This window comes from Prevotella sp. oral taxon 299 str. F0039, assembly GCF_000163055.2.
Classification (GTDB): Bacteria; Bacteroidota; Bacteroidia; order Bacteroidales; family Bacteroidaceae; genus Prevotella.
Window position 1 is genome coordinate 256,343 of record NC_022124.1, and the last position, 17,402, is coordinate 273,744.

Consider the following 17,402-nt stretch of genomic DNA (forward strand, 5'->3'; position numbering starts at 1 on the left):
GAATATGCCATAGACTAAAAGCTCTAAGAGATCTCATCCTTTCGATTCTTTGGAGATATCCTATTTTTCATACGTCATAACCTTCTCGTTTCATCGGCACAAGACCACACTCCGAGCCGAAGAGTTCGAAGACTTTATTGACCTTATCAAGGCGTAGGGTGGTCTTGCCTTGCTCTAATTCTTGCACGAAACGTAGTCCCACTCCTGCTTTCTCGGAGAGGTCTACTTGTGTCAGTTTATATTTCTTGCGCATCTCCTTTACGTATTGCGCTATGATTGTCCTCGCGACCATTTTATATCAATTGCTTGAAGTACCATACCCTCACAACAATGAACAATAAGATGAAAATAGAATCAGCTGTCTGAATAGAGAGCCGTCAGAAAAGAAAAACGGAGAAAGTTTCGTCTTTCTCCGTAGATAGTATTACCTTTGCAATAGGTTATTCGAATTATGCAAAGCGTTGTATATCATTGCAGAAGATAGGTCGCTAAATCATTACCTACTGCATTTCATAACTCATTCGACTGTTGATAGCCAATTACTTAGACCTAAATAATAGATTTTAGGATAAAAGAGGTTCGATTTATTTTAAACGAGCAAGTACTTTTGTAAAAAAAAATAGAGAATAGTAAGGATACATAGTTTAGAATTAGAGCTAACTATGTATCCTTTTTTATTGATTCAAATTATTATTTGCTATTATTTTGATAAATAAGGTAATAAAAATCAGGTGATTTGTTGTTTGTTTGGGTTGAATACACTTACTTTTGTAAGTGTAATAATGATGTGTTTATTTGGATATTAACTTTTGATATATAAGAAGTAGAAACGAAAATCATTATTAAAAAAGAGAAAAGAATAACAAAAGTATTAATGATGTAAATGTTTAAGAAGATGACACAAGAAAAGTTTTTCGGTTTATTAGGTTGGGTCGGAATGGTGACTGCAGTACTTATGTATGTTTTTTACTTTCCACAAATACAGCAAAATCTTGCAGGAAACAAAGGAAGTTTTATTCAACCATTTATGGCTGGTGTTAACTGTACGCTTTGGGTAGCTTATGGTTTGTTCAAAAAAGAACGTGATTTACCTGTTGCTATTGCCAATTTTCCAGGTGTAGTATTTGGCTTTATTGCTGCATTTACGGCTCTATAAAGACAGAATAAATAAGGTATAATAATATAAGATCATTCGAGTTAGTACTTGATTGGTCTTTTTTTATGTCTAAAATAAAGTTTTTTGTGTTTGAATAAGTCTTTCGTCTTAAATAGAAGAGAAATCGAATTAGATAGAAGTGAAGGTGGGAAAGTAAGTTAAAACTTCACTTATAAATAGAAGAAAGCCCGTTTATAAAACTTCTTCATAATGAGATGAAATGCAAACACATTGCTTTTGCATCTTGATAGTAGTGCTTTTATCTTGTAATAGCAATGCTTTTAGAAAGAAAAAGCATTGTTATTTATTAAGATTTAGATAAAGACGGAGGTCGAAAGAGAGTGGGGGAACAATAAAAAACGACCAGCTTTGCAGTGCAAATACTGGTCGTTATCTTTTAAGTAGGATGAAATAGGTTGTTAAAACTTATTCGACAGCATCTTTATTTCTTGAATTTTCGGTATAATTTCCAACCAAGAATAACGCCATCTATTACGTTTGTTCCTAACGATATTGCGCTTTGAATACGTTGTGTTGGTGTTTTGGGGCCCGACTTTGCAGGCTTAAACAAACTATTCCACAAACGCTTTATTTCCTTTTCGTCAGTTTCTATCTGCTTGTTGAGCGCATCTTTGTATCCTTGTAGATCTCTTAATGAATTGTATTTCTTTATTCCTGTGTCCATTTTTATTGCATTTAAGATTTTATTTGTCGATTAATAAATCTGCTAAAATCCTTACTAAAGGACGCTCTATCCATCTTCTTCTATTAAGAATACATAATAGGAATATAACTATATACACACAAGTAACAGTTAAGAAGGCAAAACTTAAGCCGATAAATGTTGAAAGTGCATAGGCTATTGTGAATGAAAGATAGATAAGAACAAGCACTAAGATAAATGAAAGGGTAAAGAACATTGCCATGATAGTGAATAATTTCACTATTTTTTCAGTGATGTCAATACGCCATAAATCACTTTTTGTGGCAATATATCGCTTTAGCACCTCAACAAGTTGTGCTATTGTTTCTATGTTTTGATCGTTAGAGAACATGCTTTAATTATCCTATAAGCTCTTCAGGAGCCGCATCTTTGATGTCGTCTACCAAGTCTTCTACTTGTTTGCGTGTAAGTTTAATGTTGTGTTTGTCTAAAAAGTCTTCTACTGCTCCAGTGAGTTTAGAGCGAGTATCTTTTCCTTTTTCAGGGGCAACTAACAAACCTAGTGTTGTACCTGCAATGGCTCCGCCAAGGAAAGCACATAAATAACCTAATGTCTTCATTTCTTTTTTCTGTTTAATTTTATTTTTTTTTCTTTGTTATACTGATAAGGCAAAGATACAAAAATAAAGTGTTTGTTGTCCTTGTAAATATAAGTTTTTTACGAAAAACATAGCGATTTATTGTTGTTTAACAAACTTTATGTAGCTATCATTCAGTGTTTTATTATATATTTTGTACTTTCGCAAGAGAGTAAAACGACATTATTAATTTAAATGAGATAAAAAGATTATGAAGAAGAACATTCTATTTTGCGCTGGATTATGCGCTGTTTTAGCTCTTTCAAGTTGTAAATCAAGTGAAAGCGCATATAAAAAAGCTTACGAAAAGGCAAAAGCGCAAGAGCAAGCTCAAAATAATAGTTCATATAATAACAATACTCCAGTGGTAACACCTGTAGTAGAACAACCTGCAACACAAACAACTGTAGTTACAAATACCGACAATGTTCCTGTAAGAACAGAGCGTGTAACCGTGGTTAATGGTGCTGGTTTAAAGAATTTTAGCGTAGTTGTAGGCTCTTTCTCATTGAAAGCAAATGCAGAAGGCTTGTTAAATAGACTCCGTTCTTCAGGTTATGATGCTCAATTAGGCTTCAATCAAGATCGTAATATGTATCGTGTTATCTCTTCAACATTCGATAATAAAGCTGATGCAGTACGTTCAAGAGACCAATTCCGTGCAACTTATCCAGATGCATGGTTATTGTTTAAGCAATAAGAAATAAGTAGTTTAAAGAATATATTGGCGGTTTGGCGTGTTGCTTTGTGATGTGTCGAACCGCTCTTTTTACTTATTATGTCGAAGTTCTTTAATACTTATATTTCAAATTACGACATATCACAGCATAATTAAAAAGAAATACATTGTCACGAATACTCGCAATAGACTATGGTCAGAAACGAACTGGCTTGGCAGTTACCGACACTTTGCAGCTTATTGCTAATGGATTAGATACCATTCCCACGCATACGCTGTATGAGTTTTTATGTGCTTACATCGAAAAAGAGCCTGTTGAAAGAATAATAATAGGTCTTCCTCGACAAACAAACGGTCTTCCTAGCGAAAATATGAAGCGTATTGAGCCCTTTGTTGCACGTTGGAAAAAGCATCAACCCAATGTTCCTATCGAGTATTACGATGAGCGTTTTACCTCAGTATTGGCGCATCGTGCAATGATTGATGGCGGTTTGAAGAAGAAAGCAAGGCAAGATAAAGCTCTTGTAGATAAGATTAGTGCAACAATTATATTGCAAGACTATCTAGAACACCGCCGATAAACAAATTAAAACAAATAGAATATGATATTACCCATATATGTTTATGGACAACCAGTGCTAAGAAAAGTTGCCCAAGACATCACTCCTGATTACCCTGAGTTAAAAGAATTGATAGCGAATATGTTTGAAACTATGGATAATGCAGATGGCATTGGTCTTGCAGCTCCACAGATAGGACGTAGCATTCGCTTATCAGTTATCGACTTAGATGTGCTTAGTGAATACTATCCTGAATACAAAGGGTTCCGCAAAGCCTTTATCAATCCACACATTTTAGAGGTAGATGAAGAGAGTGAAATGCTGACTTCGGAAGAGGGTTGCTTGTCTATTCCAGGTATACACGAGAATGTTGACCGACGAACAAGAATACATGTGAAGTGGATGGACGAAGAGTTTACCGAGCACGATGAATGGATTGAGGGTTATCTTGCACGTGTAATGCAACACGAGTTCGACCATCTTGATGGAGTTTTGTTCACAGATAGAATTTCACCTTTACGTAAACAGCTTGTAAAAAACAAGCTTACAGCAATGAGTAAAGGTAAATATCGTGCCGCATATCGCACCAAAGCAGCACAACGATAAATAGCTTTCAATGGCAATACGCAAAGTCTTCTTCCTTATTTTATTGTGTATTACAACCTTAAAAACCTATGCACAATTCAATATTAATCGTCTAATAACAAGTGGAGAGATAGCTCTTCACTACGAAGACTATGTGCCTGCCATTCAATATTTCAACAGAGTTATAGCCCTTAAGCCTCATCTTTACGTTCCATGGTATGATAGAGCCATCGCAAAATACTATCTAGACGATAATGTGGGGGCTGAAAACGACATCACAGAAGCCATCAAATTGAATCCATATATCGATGGAATGTACGACTTAAGAGCGATAACTCGAATTCGACAAGCCAAGTATAAAGAAGCAATTGCCGACTATAATAAAGCCATTTCGATCGACAATAGAAACAAAAACTATTGGATGAATCGTGCAATATGCCTTGTAAACGATAAACAATATGATGAGGCTCTATTACAAACTGATTCTATTTCGAAGCGATGGCCAAAGGTTGCAACCACTTATTCGTTAAAAGCTGAGATCTATCTCAATAAGAAAGACACTCTAAAAGCCGAGAAGTGGCTCGATAAGAGTATTGAACTCGATGCTTTCGACGCTTCTAGTTGGCTTACAAAAGCCTATATCTCGTTATCTAGAAGGCAGTGGAAAGAGGCAGATAAAGCCCTTTCTAAGTCGATACATCTCAAGCCTCAGAATGCCACTTTATATGTTAATCGAGCCCTTGCACGCATCAATATTAATAATCTTCGTGGTGCAATGGACGATTATGATAAGGCACTTGAGTTACAACCCGATAACTTCTTGGCGCATTACAACCGAGGATTGCTTCGCATGCAACTAGGAGATGACAACCGAGCGATACTCGATTTTGATTATGTTATAAGTATAGAACCCAACAATATTCTTGCAATTTTCAACCGAGCAGTACTCTTAGACAAGACTGGAGATTTGAGAAAGGCCATTAAAGACTATACCACTGTAATTAATCAGTTCCCTAATTTCTGGACAGGACTTGCTTATCGTGCTCGTTGTTATCGTAGACTTGGTATGACAAACCTTGCAGAACTCGACGAATTTAAGATTTTCAAGGCTCAGATGAACAAGCATTTGGGAATTCAACAGCGATGGAGTTCAGCGAAACTAAAGGCTACTCGTAAGAGAAATGAAATCGACTTAGAAAAGTATAACCAACTTGTTGTGGAAGACGAGAATACTGTTGAACGAGAATACGATAGTGAATATCGTGGAAAGGTGCAAAACAAGAAGACCGATTTGGCATTTATGCCGATGTTCGAGATATCTTATCTGCCTTATAATAATGGTGTAAAGGCATTCACTCCTTTTGTTCTTGAGTTAGAACGGCTCAATAGTCCTCATGAAAATGCGCAACGAATGCAACTCACCTGCAATGCTATGGCATTAACAGAGAAGAGCTCGAAGACTTATTTTGCATTGGTAGATAACTTGTCTTTACAAATAGATAGCACCCGAAACGAGCGCAGTTTGTTGCCAAAATTGTTCCAAAGAGCCATTGCACACAGCGTTCTTCAAAACCCTGAAGCAGCTATTAATGACCTAACAACCATCGTTCAGGCAGATAGTTTAAATTGGTTAGCTTATTGGCAGTTGGCAGTTTGCCAAACAAACCTTAACGGATTTAATGCCACAAAGGGTGTAGACACACGTTTACAAGCCTCCAAAGCACTATCATTCTTCGATAAAGCGGTGGACATTCAACCTAAAAATGCGTTCTTGTTATACGACAGAGCCAACCTATATGTGTTGCTAAAAGAGAACAAAAAGGCGATAGACGATTATACAAAAGCCATTAATTTAGAGCCAGCTCTTGCCGAAGCCTATTATAATAGAGGTCTACTTTACTTGCAAGAAGGCAACATTCAAGATGCCACAACAAGTTTAAGTAAGGCAGGAGAACTAGGACTTTACAAAGCATATAGCGTGTTGAAACATTCGAAAGAGAAGAAAAAGTAAATTTCTTCTCTTTCTTTTTTATTCTCATCACTTTTCTTTCTTCCTCTAAAATCAATTCTTTTGCCTTGCAAACTCATTGCTTTTAGCCTTCAATTGCATTGCTTTTGAAGGGCAATAACAATGATAATAAAAGCATGTTTTATCGTTTAAGCACATTTTTCTTGCAAGTGAGCAATAAAAGTAGTACTTTTGTGCCATTATTTATCATACAAAAATATGGCATACAATTTATTAAAAGGTAAACGTGGAATTATTTTCGGTGCATTGAACGATATGTCAATAGCATGGAAAGTAGCAGAAAGATGCGTAGAAGAAGGAGCAACTATAGCACTAAGTAATACAGAAATGGCACTTAGAATGGGTGAAGTAGACGAGCTTGCTAAGAAACTTAATGCCCCTGTAATTGCTGCTGATGCAACCAACTATGAAGATCTAGAAAACGTATTTACCAAAGCACAAGAACTATTGGGAGGTAAAATCGACTTTGTTTTACACTCTATTGGTATGAGTCCTAACGTTCGTAAACGTAGAACTTATGACGATTTAGATTATAATTGGCTCAACAAAACACTTGATATCTCTGCAATCTCATTTCATAAAATGCTACAAGCAGCTAAAAAACTTGATGCAATTGCAGAATATGGTTCAGTTGTTGCATTAACTTACGTAGCTTCTCATCGTACATTCTTTGGTTATAACGACATGGCAGATGCTAAAAGTTTGTTAGAAAGCATTGGAAGAAGCTTTGGTTATATATATGGTCGTGAGAAAAATGTTCGTATTAATACCATTTCTCAATCGCCAACTCCAACAACAGCAGGTAAAGGTATTAAGGATATTGATGATATGATGGACTTTGCAGATAAGATGTCGCCATTAGGAAACGCATCTGCTGACGATTGTGCAGACTATTGTGTAACTCTATTTAGCGACTTAACACGTAAAGTTACTATGCAAACACTCTTCCATGATGGTGGATTCTCTAACATGGGTATGAGCTTACGTGCAATGAATCAATATAGCAAAGACTTAACTCCATTTGAAGACGAAAACGGAAAAGTGATTTATGGATAATCAACTCTTCTTTTTTATGGCTATTGGATGGTAGCAATAGAATAATAAGAAACTCCACTATGGATATACATTAGTGGGGTTTCTTTTATTTGGTAAATAAGCTGTTAAAAATATAACTCGTTTTTCTTTGACATAAGTTTGATGAATTTGTGAGCAATACTTGTCGTGAAGATGTAGAACAATGTTTCAATCATACGCTTTCTTCTTATTAATTAAAAGTTTATATTGACGATGCTTTTATTTCAACTCGTGATAGAAGGAAGTATTAAAAGTTGTATGAAAGAGAATTGGTGTTGTGAGTCACCTTATAAAAGGAGTTCACTGAAGATAATGGCTTATACAAATGAAAAGGCGAGGGGGTGACAAAATTTGATAGGATGCTATCTGATACATTTCAATGAATAGAGTATACATATCAGTTGTGTCTCTTTCCCTCAAGTATGAAGGGTTAATCAATATTATAAAAATGAATTGTGAAAAGATCTTGCTATCTTTGTAACCAATAAACATTATAAATAAAAAGCAACAATGAAATATCTAAATTCTTTTATGCTCTATTATTAGTAGTATTAATTACATCTTGTGGAACAACAAATAGAGTGCCTATTACTGGAAGAAAACAAAGTCTATTGGTATCGGAACAACAAATTTTATCGCTTAGCAATCAGCAATATAAAGAATATATGTCTTCAGCTAAGCGTTCAACAAATGTGACTAATACTGAAATGGTTAAAAAAGTGGGTCGACGTTTGGCAGATGCTGTAACTTCTTATCTAAATGCTAATGGTATGGGGAGTGAAGTGAAAAACTATATTTGGGAATTTAATTTAGTGCAAGAGAAAAGTGCTAATGCCTTCTGTATGCCTGGAGGAAAGATTGTTGTGAATGAAGGAATATTGCCATTAACTCAAACAGAAGCTGGATTAGCTGTGGTTTTAGGTCACGAGATAGCTCATGCAGTGGCTAAACATGCAATGGAAAGAATGAGTATACAGATCAAACAACAATATGGAGCTAAGATATTAGGAACAGTTCTAGGTGCAGTTGGAACAACATCGGGCGTTTCTAATATTGCGCAATTAGGATTTGGGTTAGGAAGTAAATTGTCTTCTCTTCATTATTCTCGTAAAAATGAAAGCGAAGCAGATTATATGGGACTCGTTTTTGCAGCTATGGCAGGATATAACCCACAAGTGGCAATAGACTTCTGGAAGCGTATGGCAGCATCAAATAATAGTAGTACACCTGCATTTTTGAGTAGTCACCCTTCTGATGCTAAACGTATTGCAGATATACAAAAACTACTTCCATCCGTGATGAAGTATTATAATAATAAAAAATAATTTTGAAAAAAGAGGTCGAAGATCTGTGGTATATTGTAATACTATTGAAGAATTCAAACTAAACCTCATTCTTCGCTATAAAATAATATTTTGGATCGTTTTACCTAATATAAGAATTGTAGAAGTTTTTCAAAAAGTAATTAGAGCGAAAGGAAAGAAAATAGACTTCAATAAAACTAAAAGATTTAGCGATATCAAGTCTTAATAACTTAATTGCTCTTTTGAAATAAATGCAAAAACTTGCTTTTCCTTTAAACTGAAGACGTTCAAGATTTAGCCTTAATGTATTTTACTTTGATAAAATATTGGTATTGACACTTTATGAAGAGAAGAGTCATGAAAATAAAATAATAAAGGATTAAAGCAATAGACGTTGTTATTATATTTCTTGTGTAGATATAATAAATGTATAATAAAATAATGCACTCTCAAAATAAAATACTAATTTTGTGCGTGATAAAAATAAAAACTAATTTGTTATGGTTAAAATTACATTCCCAGATGGCTCTGTTCGTGAATACGAAGCAGGTGTAACTGGTCTTCAAATCGCAGAGAGTATATCGCCAGCTCTCGCTCGTGACGTTGTATCTTGCGGGGTTAACGGCGAAACGACCGAATTAAATATGCCTATAAACAGCGATGCTACTATTGCGCTTTATAAGTTTGATGACCCTGAAGGTAAGAAAACATTCTGGCACTCATCGGCGCACTTGTTGGCAGAAGCATTGCAAGAGCTTTATCCTGGTATTCAATTCGGATTCGGTCCTGCTATTGAAAACGGTTTCTTCTATGACGTAATGACAAAAGATGGCGTTTCTATTAGCGAAAACGACTTTCCAAAAATCGAAGAAAAAATGCGTGAATTGGCTAAGAAAAACGAACCTATCGTGCGTAAAGACATATCTAAGGCAGATGCATTAAAAGAGTTCTCTGCTGATGGACAGGAATATAAATGTGAACACATCGACCTAGATTTAGAGGATGGAACAATCTCTACATACACTCAAGGTGCGTTTACCGACTTGTGTAGAGGTCCACACCTTATGTCGACAGGAGCAATTAAAGCCATCAAACTAACAAGTGTTGCAGGTGCTTTCTGGCGTGGTGATGCTGAAAAAGACCAAATGACACGTATTTATGGTATCACTTTCCCAAAGAAAAAGATGCTTGATGAATATCTTTTAATGATTGAAGAAGCTAAGAAAAGAGACCATAGAAAGATTGGAAAAGAGATGGAACTCTTTATGTTCTCAGACAGAGTGGGTAAGGGTATGCCTATTTGGTTGCCTAAAGGAACCGAACTTCGTTTGAGACTTCAAGACATGTTGCGTAAGATTCAAAAACGTTTTGGATATCAAGAGGTGATGTGTCCTGTATTAGGAGGAAAGAACTTGTATGTAACATCAGGACACTATGCACATTATAGTAAGGATGCTTTCCGTCCAATCACAACTCCAGAAGAAGGCGAAGAATATATGCTTAAGCCAATGAACTGCCCTCATCATTGTGAAGTATTCGCATGGAAACCACGTTCTTACAAAGATCTTCCTTTGAGAATATCTGAGTTTGGAAACGTGTATCGTTATGAAAAGAGTGGTGAGTTGCATGGTTTAACACGTGTAAGAGCATTTACTCAAGACGATGCTCACATCTTCTGTCGTCCAGAACAAGTGAAGAACGAGTTCTTAAGAGTTATGGATATTATTCAAGCAGTGCTTAAAATATTCGACTTTAAGAACTTTGAAGCACAAATTTCTCTACGTGATCCTAACAATAAAGAGAAGTATATTGGAAGTGATGAGGCTTGGCATGAAGCAGAACAAGCTATTATTGATGCTTGTAAAGAAAAGGGCTTGACTGCAAAATCAGAGCTCGGAGAAGCTGCTTTCTATGGTCCTAAACTCGACTTTATGATTAAAGACGCTATTGGACGTCGTTGGCAGTTGGGTACAATTCAAGTAGATTACAATCTTCCACAACGTTTCAAGCTAGAATATACCGACGAAGATAATCAAAAGAAGACTCCTGTGATGATTCACCGTGCTCCTTTTGGATCGTTAGAGCGTTTCACTGCAGTATTAATAGAGCACACAGCAGGTCACTTCCCATTATGGTTAACACCAGATCAAGTGGCAATCTTGCCTATATCTGAGAAGTATAACGACTATGCTCGTGAGGTTGCTAGATTCTTTGATAATAACGGAGTGCGTGCAACAATCGACGATAGAAATGAGAAGATCGGTAGAAAGATTCGTGATAACGAGTTGAAACGAGTTCCTTACATGGTGATTGTTGGAGAAAAAGAATCGGCAGAAGGTCTTGTTTCAATGCGTAAGCAAGGTGGTGGAGAGCAAGCTACTATGACTCAACAAGAATTTGTAGACAGAGTAAATGGCGAAGTTGCTGAAATGTTAGAGGCAACAAATATTCACCCACAAGATTAAAAATACATTAAGAAACATACATATTTCTACCTTATATATAATATAAGAGAGGGAGAGTTACTAAGAACTCATTCTCAAAGAGATATCTATGTTTCTTATGATAATATCTATATAAAAATTTGGACAATAAGAATAAAAGAGTTAACTTTGCACTCGCTCATTATAAAATAGTTGAATGAAGAATGACAAAATGACCAATCAGTACCGCGTGAATGAGCAAATTCGCGCTAGGGAAGTACGTATTGTAAGCGACGGTGGAGCTGAAGTTATGCCTACACGTCAAGCGTTAGAACTTGCAAGACAGCAAGGAGTTGATCTTGTTGAGATATCTCCTAATGCTCAACCGCCAGTTTGTCGAATCATAGACTATTCAAAGTTTCTTTATCAACAGAAGAAACATCAAAAGGAAATGAAGCAAAAACAAGCTAAAGTTGATATCAAAGAAATTCGCTTCGGACCTCAAACCGATGAGCACGATTATCAATTTAAGCTTAAACATGCTAAGGAATTTCTTAACGGAGGCAATAAAGTTCGTGCTTATGTGTTCTTCCGTGGACGTTCAATCTTATTCAAAGAACAAGGAGAAGTGTTGCTACTTCGCTTTGCAAACGACCTCGAAGAATATGCAAAGGTAGAACAATTACCAAAGTTAGATGGCAAAAAGATGTTTTTATACCTCACTCCAAAGAAAGCAGGAGTGGTGAAAAAGAGCCAACAAAAAATGGATCGTGAACGTCGAGAGGCTGAAGCAAGTGCTGCTGCTAAAGAGCAAAAAGAAAATGAAATTGCTGCAAATGGAGGCTTATTCGCTAATGCAAAAGGCGGAGACAGCGCTCTAAAGAAACTTGCAAGCGAAGAATCTGAATAAGAAATTTTATAAAACTAGGTGCGTAACGCCCGGTATATGCGTTGCCACTGTAATATATTAATTCATTAAATAATAAAAAAATGCCAAAAGTTAAAACTAACTCGGGAGCTAAAAAGAGATTTAAGTTCACCGGAACAGGTAAGATTAAAAGACGTCGTGCTTATCATCGTCACATCTTAACAAAGAAGACTAAGAAGCAAAAGAGAAATCTTACACATCAAACAGTAGTAGATAGTTCAGACATAAAGCAAGTTAAAGACTTGTTACGTCTTCGTTAATTAACTTTTTAGTAATCACATTTAAAGAAAGAAAACTATGCCAAGATCAGTAAATCATGTTGCATCTAAAGCAAGAAGAACTAGAATCTTAAAGCTTACTAAAGGTTATTTTGGTGCAAGAAAGAATGTTTGGACAGTAGCAAAGAATACCTGGGAAAAAGGTTTAACTTATGCTTATCGTGACCGTAGAAATAAGAAACGTAACTTCCGTTCATTGTGGATACAACGTATCAACGCTGCTGCTCGTTTAGAGAATATGACTTATTCAACTCTAATGGGTGCTTTACACAAAGCTGGAATCGAAATCAATCGTAAAGTTCTTGCTGACTTAGCGGTTAACAATCCAGAAGCTTTCAAAGCAATTGTTGATAAAGTTAAGTAAAGACACTGACGCTTTCAAGTTACATTGTTAGCGATAAAATAATAAAAGACACTTCATTTTATGAGGTGTCTTTTTTGTTTGTGTTATATAAGTAGTGCCTCTTAAAAGGTATTTACCTGAACTAGGAATAAGTCTCACACAACATTTCTGTTGGTGTTTAGTACTACACCTCGGTAGTGTACTAAAAAGAAAGAGTGTAAGTCCATTACGCCATATTTTCTTATATTTGTATAAGTAAAAAGAAAATAACAAAAATGGAACTAACACATTCACAAATGTCGGAGATTATTTCTGATTACACAAATAGTAGTGAGGGTTTTGTAACTCTTCAGGCTTTAATTATGAATTCTTTAATGAATCATGAACGTAAATTATTTGTTAGAGAACATGCATATGAACAATGTAGTGTCTTTCGTTCTTGCCGTTGATGTAGTCATGACTTTGAGTTTTCTCTTCATATTCCCCGTAGTCGTAGCGGCAATTTCTATTCTGTTCTTTTAGGTTTTATGCGTAGCGAAAGCAAAGAGCGTGCAAAGTTATTCTATCTACTTTATACCAAAGGTCTCCCTACAGAACAGATAGGTGACATATCTGATGTAATTTGTGGACGGACTTATAGTAAACAACAAGTGTCTTATTTGGGCACCAATTACCGTGAAGATGTTGAGCAATGGCTTAATTGTAGACTTTCTTCTCATTATTTAGCCATTTATATTGATGCTACTTTCATTGCAATTCGCAGAGATAAACACGTTTTAAAGAAGCTTATAATACCCTTTTAGAGGGGGGAGAAGATGGAAGTAGGGAGGTGTTAAACGTTCTAAACCACTCCACTGAAGGGGCTATATGCTGGAACGAAGCGCTTGAGGCATTAAAAGAAAGAGTAGTAACTCAAATAGATTTAGTGGTATCGGATGTACTTCAAGGAATAGAGAACGTCAAGTTTCACATCAGTTTTGCGTTGCTCATGTGAAGCTACAAATACTAAATTGTGCCTCTTATAAAGACAAGCCACAGATGTCAGAAGAACTCTATGAGTTATTTACTTTGGAAAATAAATTGTTGAAATCTTTGTCAGGATATTAACAATTTATTACTTTTGTAGCCAGATGGGAAAAAGAATACCCTATATTAAAGAAGTATAAAGAAACATAGCTTACTTTACTTCTATCTGAACTTTCCTATACAAGTACAAAGGTGCATATATACGTACAATTTTAATGAAAAGATATACATCGCTCACTAAGGTCATAGCTAGAACATCATTATTAGCAATTCCTTTTATCTTCCTACTTACTATTTATTTCGTAAAGGATCCCAATATGGTTTTGCGAGAGTATGAAGATTACGACCATCCTGTGCTTAAACAACAACATGTTGGATATATTATGTGGCATAAATTCCTTAAATATAATCCTCAGAAACATTACGATTCTTATATTCTGGGTTCGTCTTCTACAGCCGCTTTTCTCTGTAAAGAATGGAGTAAACACATTCAAGGAACACCTATAAGAATAGCAAGTTTCGAAGAAGGATTATACGAAACTTATGCTAAGATGAAAGCTTTAGATACCATGAAAGGGCAAAAAATAAAGAACGTGCTTATCATAACAGAACCTCGTTTATTAGCTTTTACAAACCCACGAGTGGGCATTATGCATGCCATCTCTCCTGAGATATGTGCTATGAGCAAGTTTGATTTTCAACTAACATATATAAAAAGTTTCTTAAAATTTAATATTTACTATCCTTACATCAAGTTTCTCTTTACTGGAGAGTATGGAAAATCTGGAAGAGACCCAATCAACAATGGAGTAAAATGCTTAATAAAATACACCAATGATGCTGAAGATGCAGGAAGGGTAGATAGATTTATTGAAGAAAAAGGATTTCAAGCTTTCTACGAAACGCATAAAGATAATTTCATAGCTTGCAAAAACAGAACGCCTAAGATGTTACCTGCTATATTAAAGAAGCCACAAATAGAAATGCTAAAAGCATTAAAACGGATAGTAGATAAGCATCATACTAATTTTAAATTTATATTAGTGCCAGGCTTTAATCAAGATTATATGAATGATAAAGACTTTGCCATTTTGCAACAAACATTAGGTAAAGAGAATGTGTTTTCTTACGAATTAAATGTTCATAAAGAACTTAATAAAATAGAAAACTTTTACGATGCAGGACATTTCCGCCAACGTGTCGGAAGATATATATTAAATGATGTATATGGAAATAGAAATAGATAGGGTTTAAGAGTAGATCTTACAGTTTATTATAACGTGAATTCGTAGAACTCACGTTATAATAGATATGATTTTTAGAAAGGATATTAAAAGACAAATAAATAAACAAAAGAAATTGAATCTTATACAATTTTTAGGTTAGTAACCCTTTTGTAAGAACTCTCTCCCTCCTCTTCAAATTCTTCTAAGCAGTTCTTTAAATAAGTTCCATGGGCTTACCATTTTAAACCCTTATTTTCTTATACATAAAAAGCAGTGCTTTTGGCTTACAATCTCATTGCTTTTACCCTTCAATTTCATAGCTTTTACCTAGCAAAAACATAGCTTTTGCACTGCCCTCACATCACCCTATGAAAATAAAGTTCATCATCAATTCTTAAAAAAATAAATATCTAATCCTTGAAGTCTTACAAATTGCAATCTATTTGCCTTATTGTTTTGTGATTAGGATGTTTCTTTCTAACTTTGTATGCACTTTCAATAACATGTAAATAGTAAATAAAAGAATGATATCTGTAGAAGGGTTAAAGGTTGAGTTTAGCGCAAAGCCATTGTTTCAAGATGTGAGTTTCGTTGTGAATGACAAAGACCGAATAGCATTAGTGGGAAAGAATGGAGCAGGAAAGTCAACAATGTTGAAGATACTTTGCGGTCTTCAGAAACCCGATGCAGGCGTTGTTGCCGTGCCAAACGACACAACCATTGGCTATCTTCCACAGGTTATGCATCTTACCGACGACACAACTCTTCGAGAAGAAACACGCAAAGCCTTTGCAGATGTGTTGAAACAGAAAGAGCGAGTTGCCAAAATGGAGCGTGAGTTGGCAGAAAGAACCGACTACGATAGTGAGAGTTATATGGAGTTAGTAGAGAAATTCTCTCACGAACACGATCGTTTTATGTTACTCGGAGCCGACAATTACGAAGCTGAATTAGAACGAACCCTTCTTGGATTGGGCTTTAATAAAACCGATTTCGAGCGTCCCACCTCTGAATTTAGTGGCGGTTGGCGTATGAGAATCGAGCTTGCAAAGATCTTATTGCAACGCCCCGACGTCTTATTACTCGACGAACCCACCAACCACCTCGATATAGAAAGTATCCAATGGCTCGAGCAATTCCTCGTGCAATCAGCCAAAGCACTCGTTTTAGTGAGTCACGATAGAGCGTTTATCAATAACGTAACCAATCGAACTCTTGAAATTTCGTGCGGAAGAACGGTAGACTATAAGGTGAAATACGACGAATATCTCGTTCTAAGAGCAGAGCGCAGAGCGCAGCAGTTGCGAGCTTATGAGAACCAACAGAAAGAGATTGCCGACATAAAAGACTTCATCGAGAAGTTCCGCTACAAAGCAACAAAGGCAGTACAGGTGCAGAGTCGCATCAAACAACTCGAAAAAATCGTACCTATTGAGATAGACGAGGTAGACACATCTGCCCTTCGTTTAAAGTTCCCCCCATGCCTTCGCAGTGGCGATTACCCCGTTATTTGCGACGAAGTGCAAAAGAATTATGGCGCACACACCGTCTTTAGTAACGTCAATCTCACCATTAAACGAGGTGAAAAAGTAGCTTTCGTGGGTAAGAATGGAGAGGGAAAATCTACGTTGGTGAAGTGTATTATGAACGAAATACCATTCGATGGTGAACTGAAAGTGGGTCATAACGTTCAGATAGGTTATTTTGCTCAGAACCAAGCACAGCTGTTAGACGAGTCGTTGTCGGTATTCGAAACCATCGACAATGTAGCTAAAGGCGACATTCGTTTGCGTATTAACGACATTCTTGGTGCCTTTATGTTTGGCGGAGAGGCGTCAGATAAGAAAGTAAAGGTGCTAAGTGGGGGCGAAAGAACACGTTTGGCAATGATAAAACTCTTGCTCGAACCTGTCAATTTGTTGATACTCGACGAGCCAACTAACCACCTCGACCTCGTTTCTAAAGAAGTCCTTAAAGAGGCAATAAAGGCGTTCGATGGCACTGCCATCATCGTTTCGCACGATAGAGAGTTCCTCGATGGATTAGTAGAGAAGGTTTATGAGTTTGGAGAAGGAAAGGTGAGAGAGCATTTAGGTGGTATTTACGACTTCTTACAATCGAAGAAAATTGATTCACTTGCAACGCTAGAACTCAGTAAAAACGTGTCTGTACCCGAGCCAGAGCCTGTAGAAAAGACCGAGAATAAGCTAAATTACGCAGAAAGAAAGGAACTACAAAAGCAGTTAAGCCGAATCGAAAAGGCGATAAAAGAAACCGAAAAAGATATAGAACAATACGAAACACGGGTGAAAGAGCTTGAAGAAATCCTCTTAAAACCCGAACATGCGTCGGACATGGGCTTGATAAACGAATATACAAACATCACTGCCCAACTCGAAAAAGCCAACGAAAAATGGCTCGAATTGTCTGAAGAAAAAGAGCAAATCAATATCGATTAGGCAGAAAGAGCGGGTATCTCATTCGCAGAA

The 17,402-nt window shown here is 36.2% G+C and carries 19 protein-coding genes; 15 read left to right on the plus strand and 4 right to left on the minus strand.

Annotated elements, in window-relative coordinates; genetic code table 11:
* Positions 1 to 67 precede the first annotated feature (67 nt).
* Entirely contained in the window at positions 68 to 292 is a 225-nt protein-coding gene (locus HMPREF0669_RS01000; RefSeq protein WP_009228881.1) for a helix-turn-helix transcriptional regulator, read from the minus strand.
* 603 nt (positions 293 to 895) lie between these two features.
* Between HMPREF0669_RS01000 and HMPREF0669_RS01005 the strand changes: the two genes are divergently transcribed.
* Positions 896 to 1,156 (plus strand): SemiSWEET family transporter, encoded by a 261-nt coding sequence (locus HMPREF0669_RS01005; RefSeq protein WP_020967901.1) that lies wholly within the window; start codon positions 896 to 898, stop codon positions 1,154 to 1,156.
* Positions 1,157 to 1,598: 442 nt separating this feature from the next.
* Here the strand turns inward: HMPREF0669_RS01005 and HMPREF0669_RS01010 are convergent, their stop codons facing one another.
* The 3 genes from HMPREF0669_RS01010 to HMPREF0669_RS01020 are packed head-to-tail and all read right to left on the minus strand — an operon-like array spanning position 1,599 to position 2,440.
* Positions 1,599 to 1,841: a hypothetical protein gene (locus HMPREF0669_RS01010; protein WP_009228883.1), complete on the minus strand. Its 243-nt coding sequence runs from the start codon at positions 1,839 to 1,841 to the stop codon at positions 1,599 to 1,601.
* A gap of 19 nt (positions 1,842 to 1,860) precedes the next feature.
* Entirely contained in the window at positions 1,861 to 2,211 is a 351-nt protein-coding gene (locus HMPREF0669_RS01015) for a phage holin family protein (protein WP_009228884.1), read from the minus strand.
* 7 nt (positions 2,212 to 2,218) lie between these two features.
* A complete protein-coding gene (locus tag HMPREF0669_RS01020; RefSeq protein WP_009228885.1) occupies positions 2,219 to 2,440 on the minus strand; it encodes a YtxH domain-containing protein in 222 nt (73 codons plus the stop codon).
* Positions 2,441 to 2,669: 229 nt separating this feature from the next.
* Here HMPREF0669_RS01020 and HMPREF0669_RS01025 point away from each other — a divergent pair, with 229 nt between their 5' ends.
* The 14 genes from HMPREF0669_RS01025 to HMPREF0669_RS01085 all read left to right on the plus strand — a co-directional run bounded on the left by HMPREF0669_RS01025 (position 2,670) and on the right by HMPREF0669_RS01085 (position 17,372).
* A complete protein-coding gene (locus HMPREF0669_RS01025) occupies positions 2,670 to 3,158 on the plus strand; it encodes an SPOR domain-containing protein (protein WP_009228886.1) in 489 nt (162 codons plus the stop codon).
* Between the two features lie 146 nt (positions 3,159 to 3,304).
* The gene (gene ruvX, locus HMPREF0669_RS01030; protein WP_009228887.1) at positions 3,305 to 3,718 is read left to right on the plus strand and encodes a Holliday junction resolvase RuvX; all 414 of its coding nucleotides are present in this window, start codon (positions 3,305 to 3,307) and stop codon (positions 3,716 to 3,718) included.
* Between the two features lie 21 nt (positions 3,719 to 3,739).
* The gene (gene def / locus HMPREF0669_RS01035; protein WP_009228888.1) at positions 3,740 to 4,303 is read left to right on the plus strand and encodes a peptide deformylase; all 564 of its coding nucleotides are present in this window, start codon (positions 3,740 to 3,742) and stop codon (positions 4,301 to 4,303) included.
* Positions 4,304 to 4,313: 10 nt separating this feature from the next.
* On the plus strand, positions 4,314 to 6,293 hold the full coding sequence (locus HMPREF0669_RS01040; protein WP_009228889.1) for a tetratricopeptide repeat protein: 1,980 nt from the start codon (positions 4,314 to 4,316) through the stop codon (positions 6,291 to 6,293).
* A 216-nt stretch (positions 6,294 to 6,509) separates the two neighbouring features.
* Positions 6,510 to 7,367: an enoyl-ACP reductase gene (locus HMPREF0669_RS01045; protein WP_009228892.1), complete on the plus strand. Its 858-nt coding sequence runs from the start codon at positions 6,510 to 6,512 to the stop codon at positions 7,365 to 7,367.
* A 599-nt stretch (positions 7,368 to 7,966) separates the two neighbouring features.
* Positions 7,967 to 8,710, plus strand: a complete 744-nt coding sequence (locus HMPREF0669_RS01050; protein WP_009228893.1) for a M48 family metalloprotease — start codon at positions 7,967 to 7,969, stop codon at positions 8,708 to 8,710.
* 479 nt (positions 8,711 to 9,189) lie between these two features.
* Entirely contained in the window at positions 9,190 to 11,154 is a 1,965-nt protein-coding gene (thrS, locus tag HMPREF0669_RS01055; protein ID WP_009228894.1) for a threonine--tRNA ligase, read from the plus strand.
* A gap of 175 nt (positions 11,155 to 11,329) precedes the next feature.
* Entirely contained in the window at positions 11,330 to 12,022 is a 693-nt protein-coding gene (infC, locus tag HMPREF0669_RS01060; protein WP_020967904.1) for a translation initiation factor IF-3, read from the plus strand.
* Between the two features lie 80 nt (positions 12,023 to 12,102).
* Entirely contained in the window at positions 12,103 to 12,300 is a 198-nt protein-coding gene (gene rpmI, locus HMPREF0669_RS01065; protein WP_009228896.1) for a 50S ribosomal protein L35, read from the plus strand.
* 37 nt (positions 12,301 to 12,337) lie between these two features.
* Entirely contained in the window at positions 12,338 to 12,682 is a 345-nt protein-coding gene (rplT, locus tag HMPREF0669_RS01070; RefSeq protein WP_009228897.1) for a 50S ribosomal protein L20, read from the plus strand.
* Between the two features lie 506 nt (positions 12,683 to 13,188).
* Positions 13,189 to 13,464: a transposase gene (locus tag HMPREF0669_RS10540; protein WP_369808428.1), complete on the plus strand. Its 276-nt coding sequence runs from the start codon at positions 13,189 to 13,191 to the stop codon at positions 13,462 to 13,464.
* A 26-nt stretch (positions 13,465 to 13,490) separates the two neighbouring features.
* Entirely contained in the window at positions 13,491 to 13,655 is a 165-nt protein-coding gene (locus HMPREF0669_RS10545; RefSeq protein WP_369808429.1) for a transposase, read from the plus strand.
* A 247-nt stretch (positions 13,656 to 13,902) separates the two neighbouring features.
* The gene (locus HMPREF0669_RS01080; protein ID WP_009228899.1) at positions 13,903 to 14,934 is read left to right on the plus strand and encodes a hypothetical protein; all 1,032 of its coding nucleotides are present in this window, start codon (positions 13,903 to 13,905) and stop codon (positions 14,932 to 14,934) included.
* A 503-nt stretch (positions 14,935 to 15,437) separates the two neighbouring features.
* Entirely contained in the window at positions 15,438 to 17,372 is a 1,935-nt protein-coding gene (locus tag HMPREF0669_RS01085) for an ABC-F family ATP-binding cassette domain-containing protein (protein WP_009228900.1), read from the plus strand.
* Positions 17,373 to 17,402 lie beyond the last annotated feature (30 nt).

Coding starts and splice junctions, on each gene's coding strand:
- HMPREF0669_RS01000 (WP_009228881.1), bottom strand. CDS start 292: ATGGTCGCGAGGACAATCATAGCGCAATACGTAAAGGAGATGCGCAAG.
- HMPREF0669_RS01005 (WP_020967901.1), top strand. CDS start 896: ATGACACAAGAAAAGTTTTTCGGTTTATTAGGTTGGGTCGGAATGGTG.
- HMPREF0669_RS01010 (WP_009228883.1), bottom strand. CDS start 1,841: ATGGACACAGGAATAAAGAAATACAATTCATTAAGAGATCTACAAGGA.
- HMPREF0669_RS01015 (WP_009228884.1), bottom strand. CDS start 2,211: ATGTTCTCTAACGATCAAAACATAGAAACAATAGCACAACTTGTTGAG.
- HMPREF0669_RS01020 (WP_009228885.1), bottom strand. CDS start 2,440: ATGAAGACATTAGGTTATTTATGTGCTTTCCTTGGCGGAGCCATTGCA.
- HMPREF0669_RS01025 (WP_009228886.1), top strand. CDS start 2,670: ATGAAGAAGAACATTCTATTTTGCGCTGGATTATGCGCTGTTTTAGCT.
- def (WP_009228888.1), top strand. CDS start 3,740: ATGATATTACCCATATATGTTTATGGACAACCAGTGCTAAGAAAAGTT.
- HMPREF0669_RS01040 (WP_009228889.1), top strand. CDS start 4,314: ATGGCAATACGCAAAGTCTTCTTCCTTATTTTATTGTGTATTACAACC.
- HMPREF0669_RS01045 (WP_009228892.1), top strand. CDS start 6,510: ATGGCATACAATTTATTAAAAGGTAAACGTGGAATTATTTTCGGTGCA.
- thrS (WP_009228894.1), top strand. CDS start 9,190: ATGGTTAAAATTACATTCCCAGATGGCTCTGTTCGTGAATACGAAGCA.
- infC (WP_020967904.1), top strand. CDS start 11,330: ATGAAGAATGACAAAATGACCAATCAGTACCGCGTGAATGAGCAAATT.
- rpmI (WP_009228896.1), top strand. CDS start 12,103: ATGCCAAAAGTTAAAACTAACTCGGGAGCTAAAAAGAGATTTAAGTTC.
- rplT (WP_009228897.1), top strand. CDS start 12,338: ATGCCAAGATCAGTAAATCATGTTGCATCTAAAGCAAGAAGAACTAGA.
- HMPREF0669_RS10540 (WP_369808428.1), top strand. CDS start 13,189: ATGCGTAGCGAAAGCAAAGAGCGTGCAAAGTTATTCTATCTACTTTAT.
- HMPREF0669_RS01080 (WP_009228899.1), top strand. CDS start 13,903: ATGAAAAGATATACATCGCTCACTAAGGTCATAGCTAGAACATCATTA.
- HMPREF0669_RS01085 (WP_009228900.1), top strand. CDS start 15,438: ATGATATCTGTAGAAGGGTTAAAGGTTGAGTTTAGCGCAAAGCCATTG.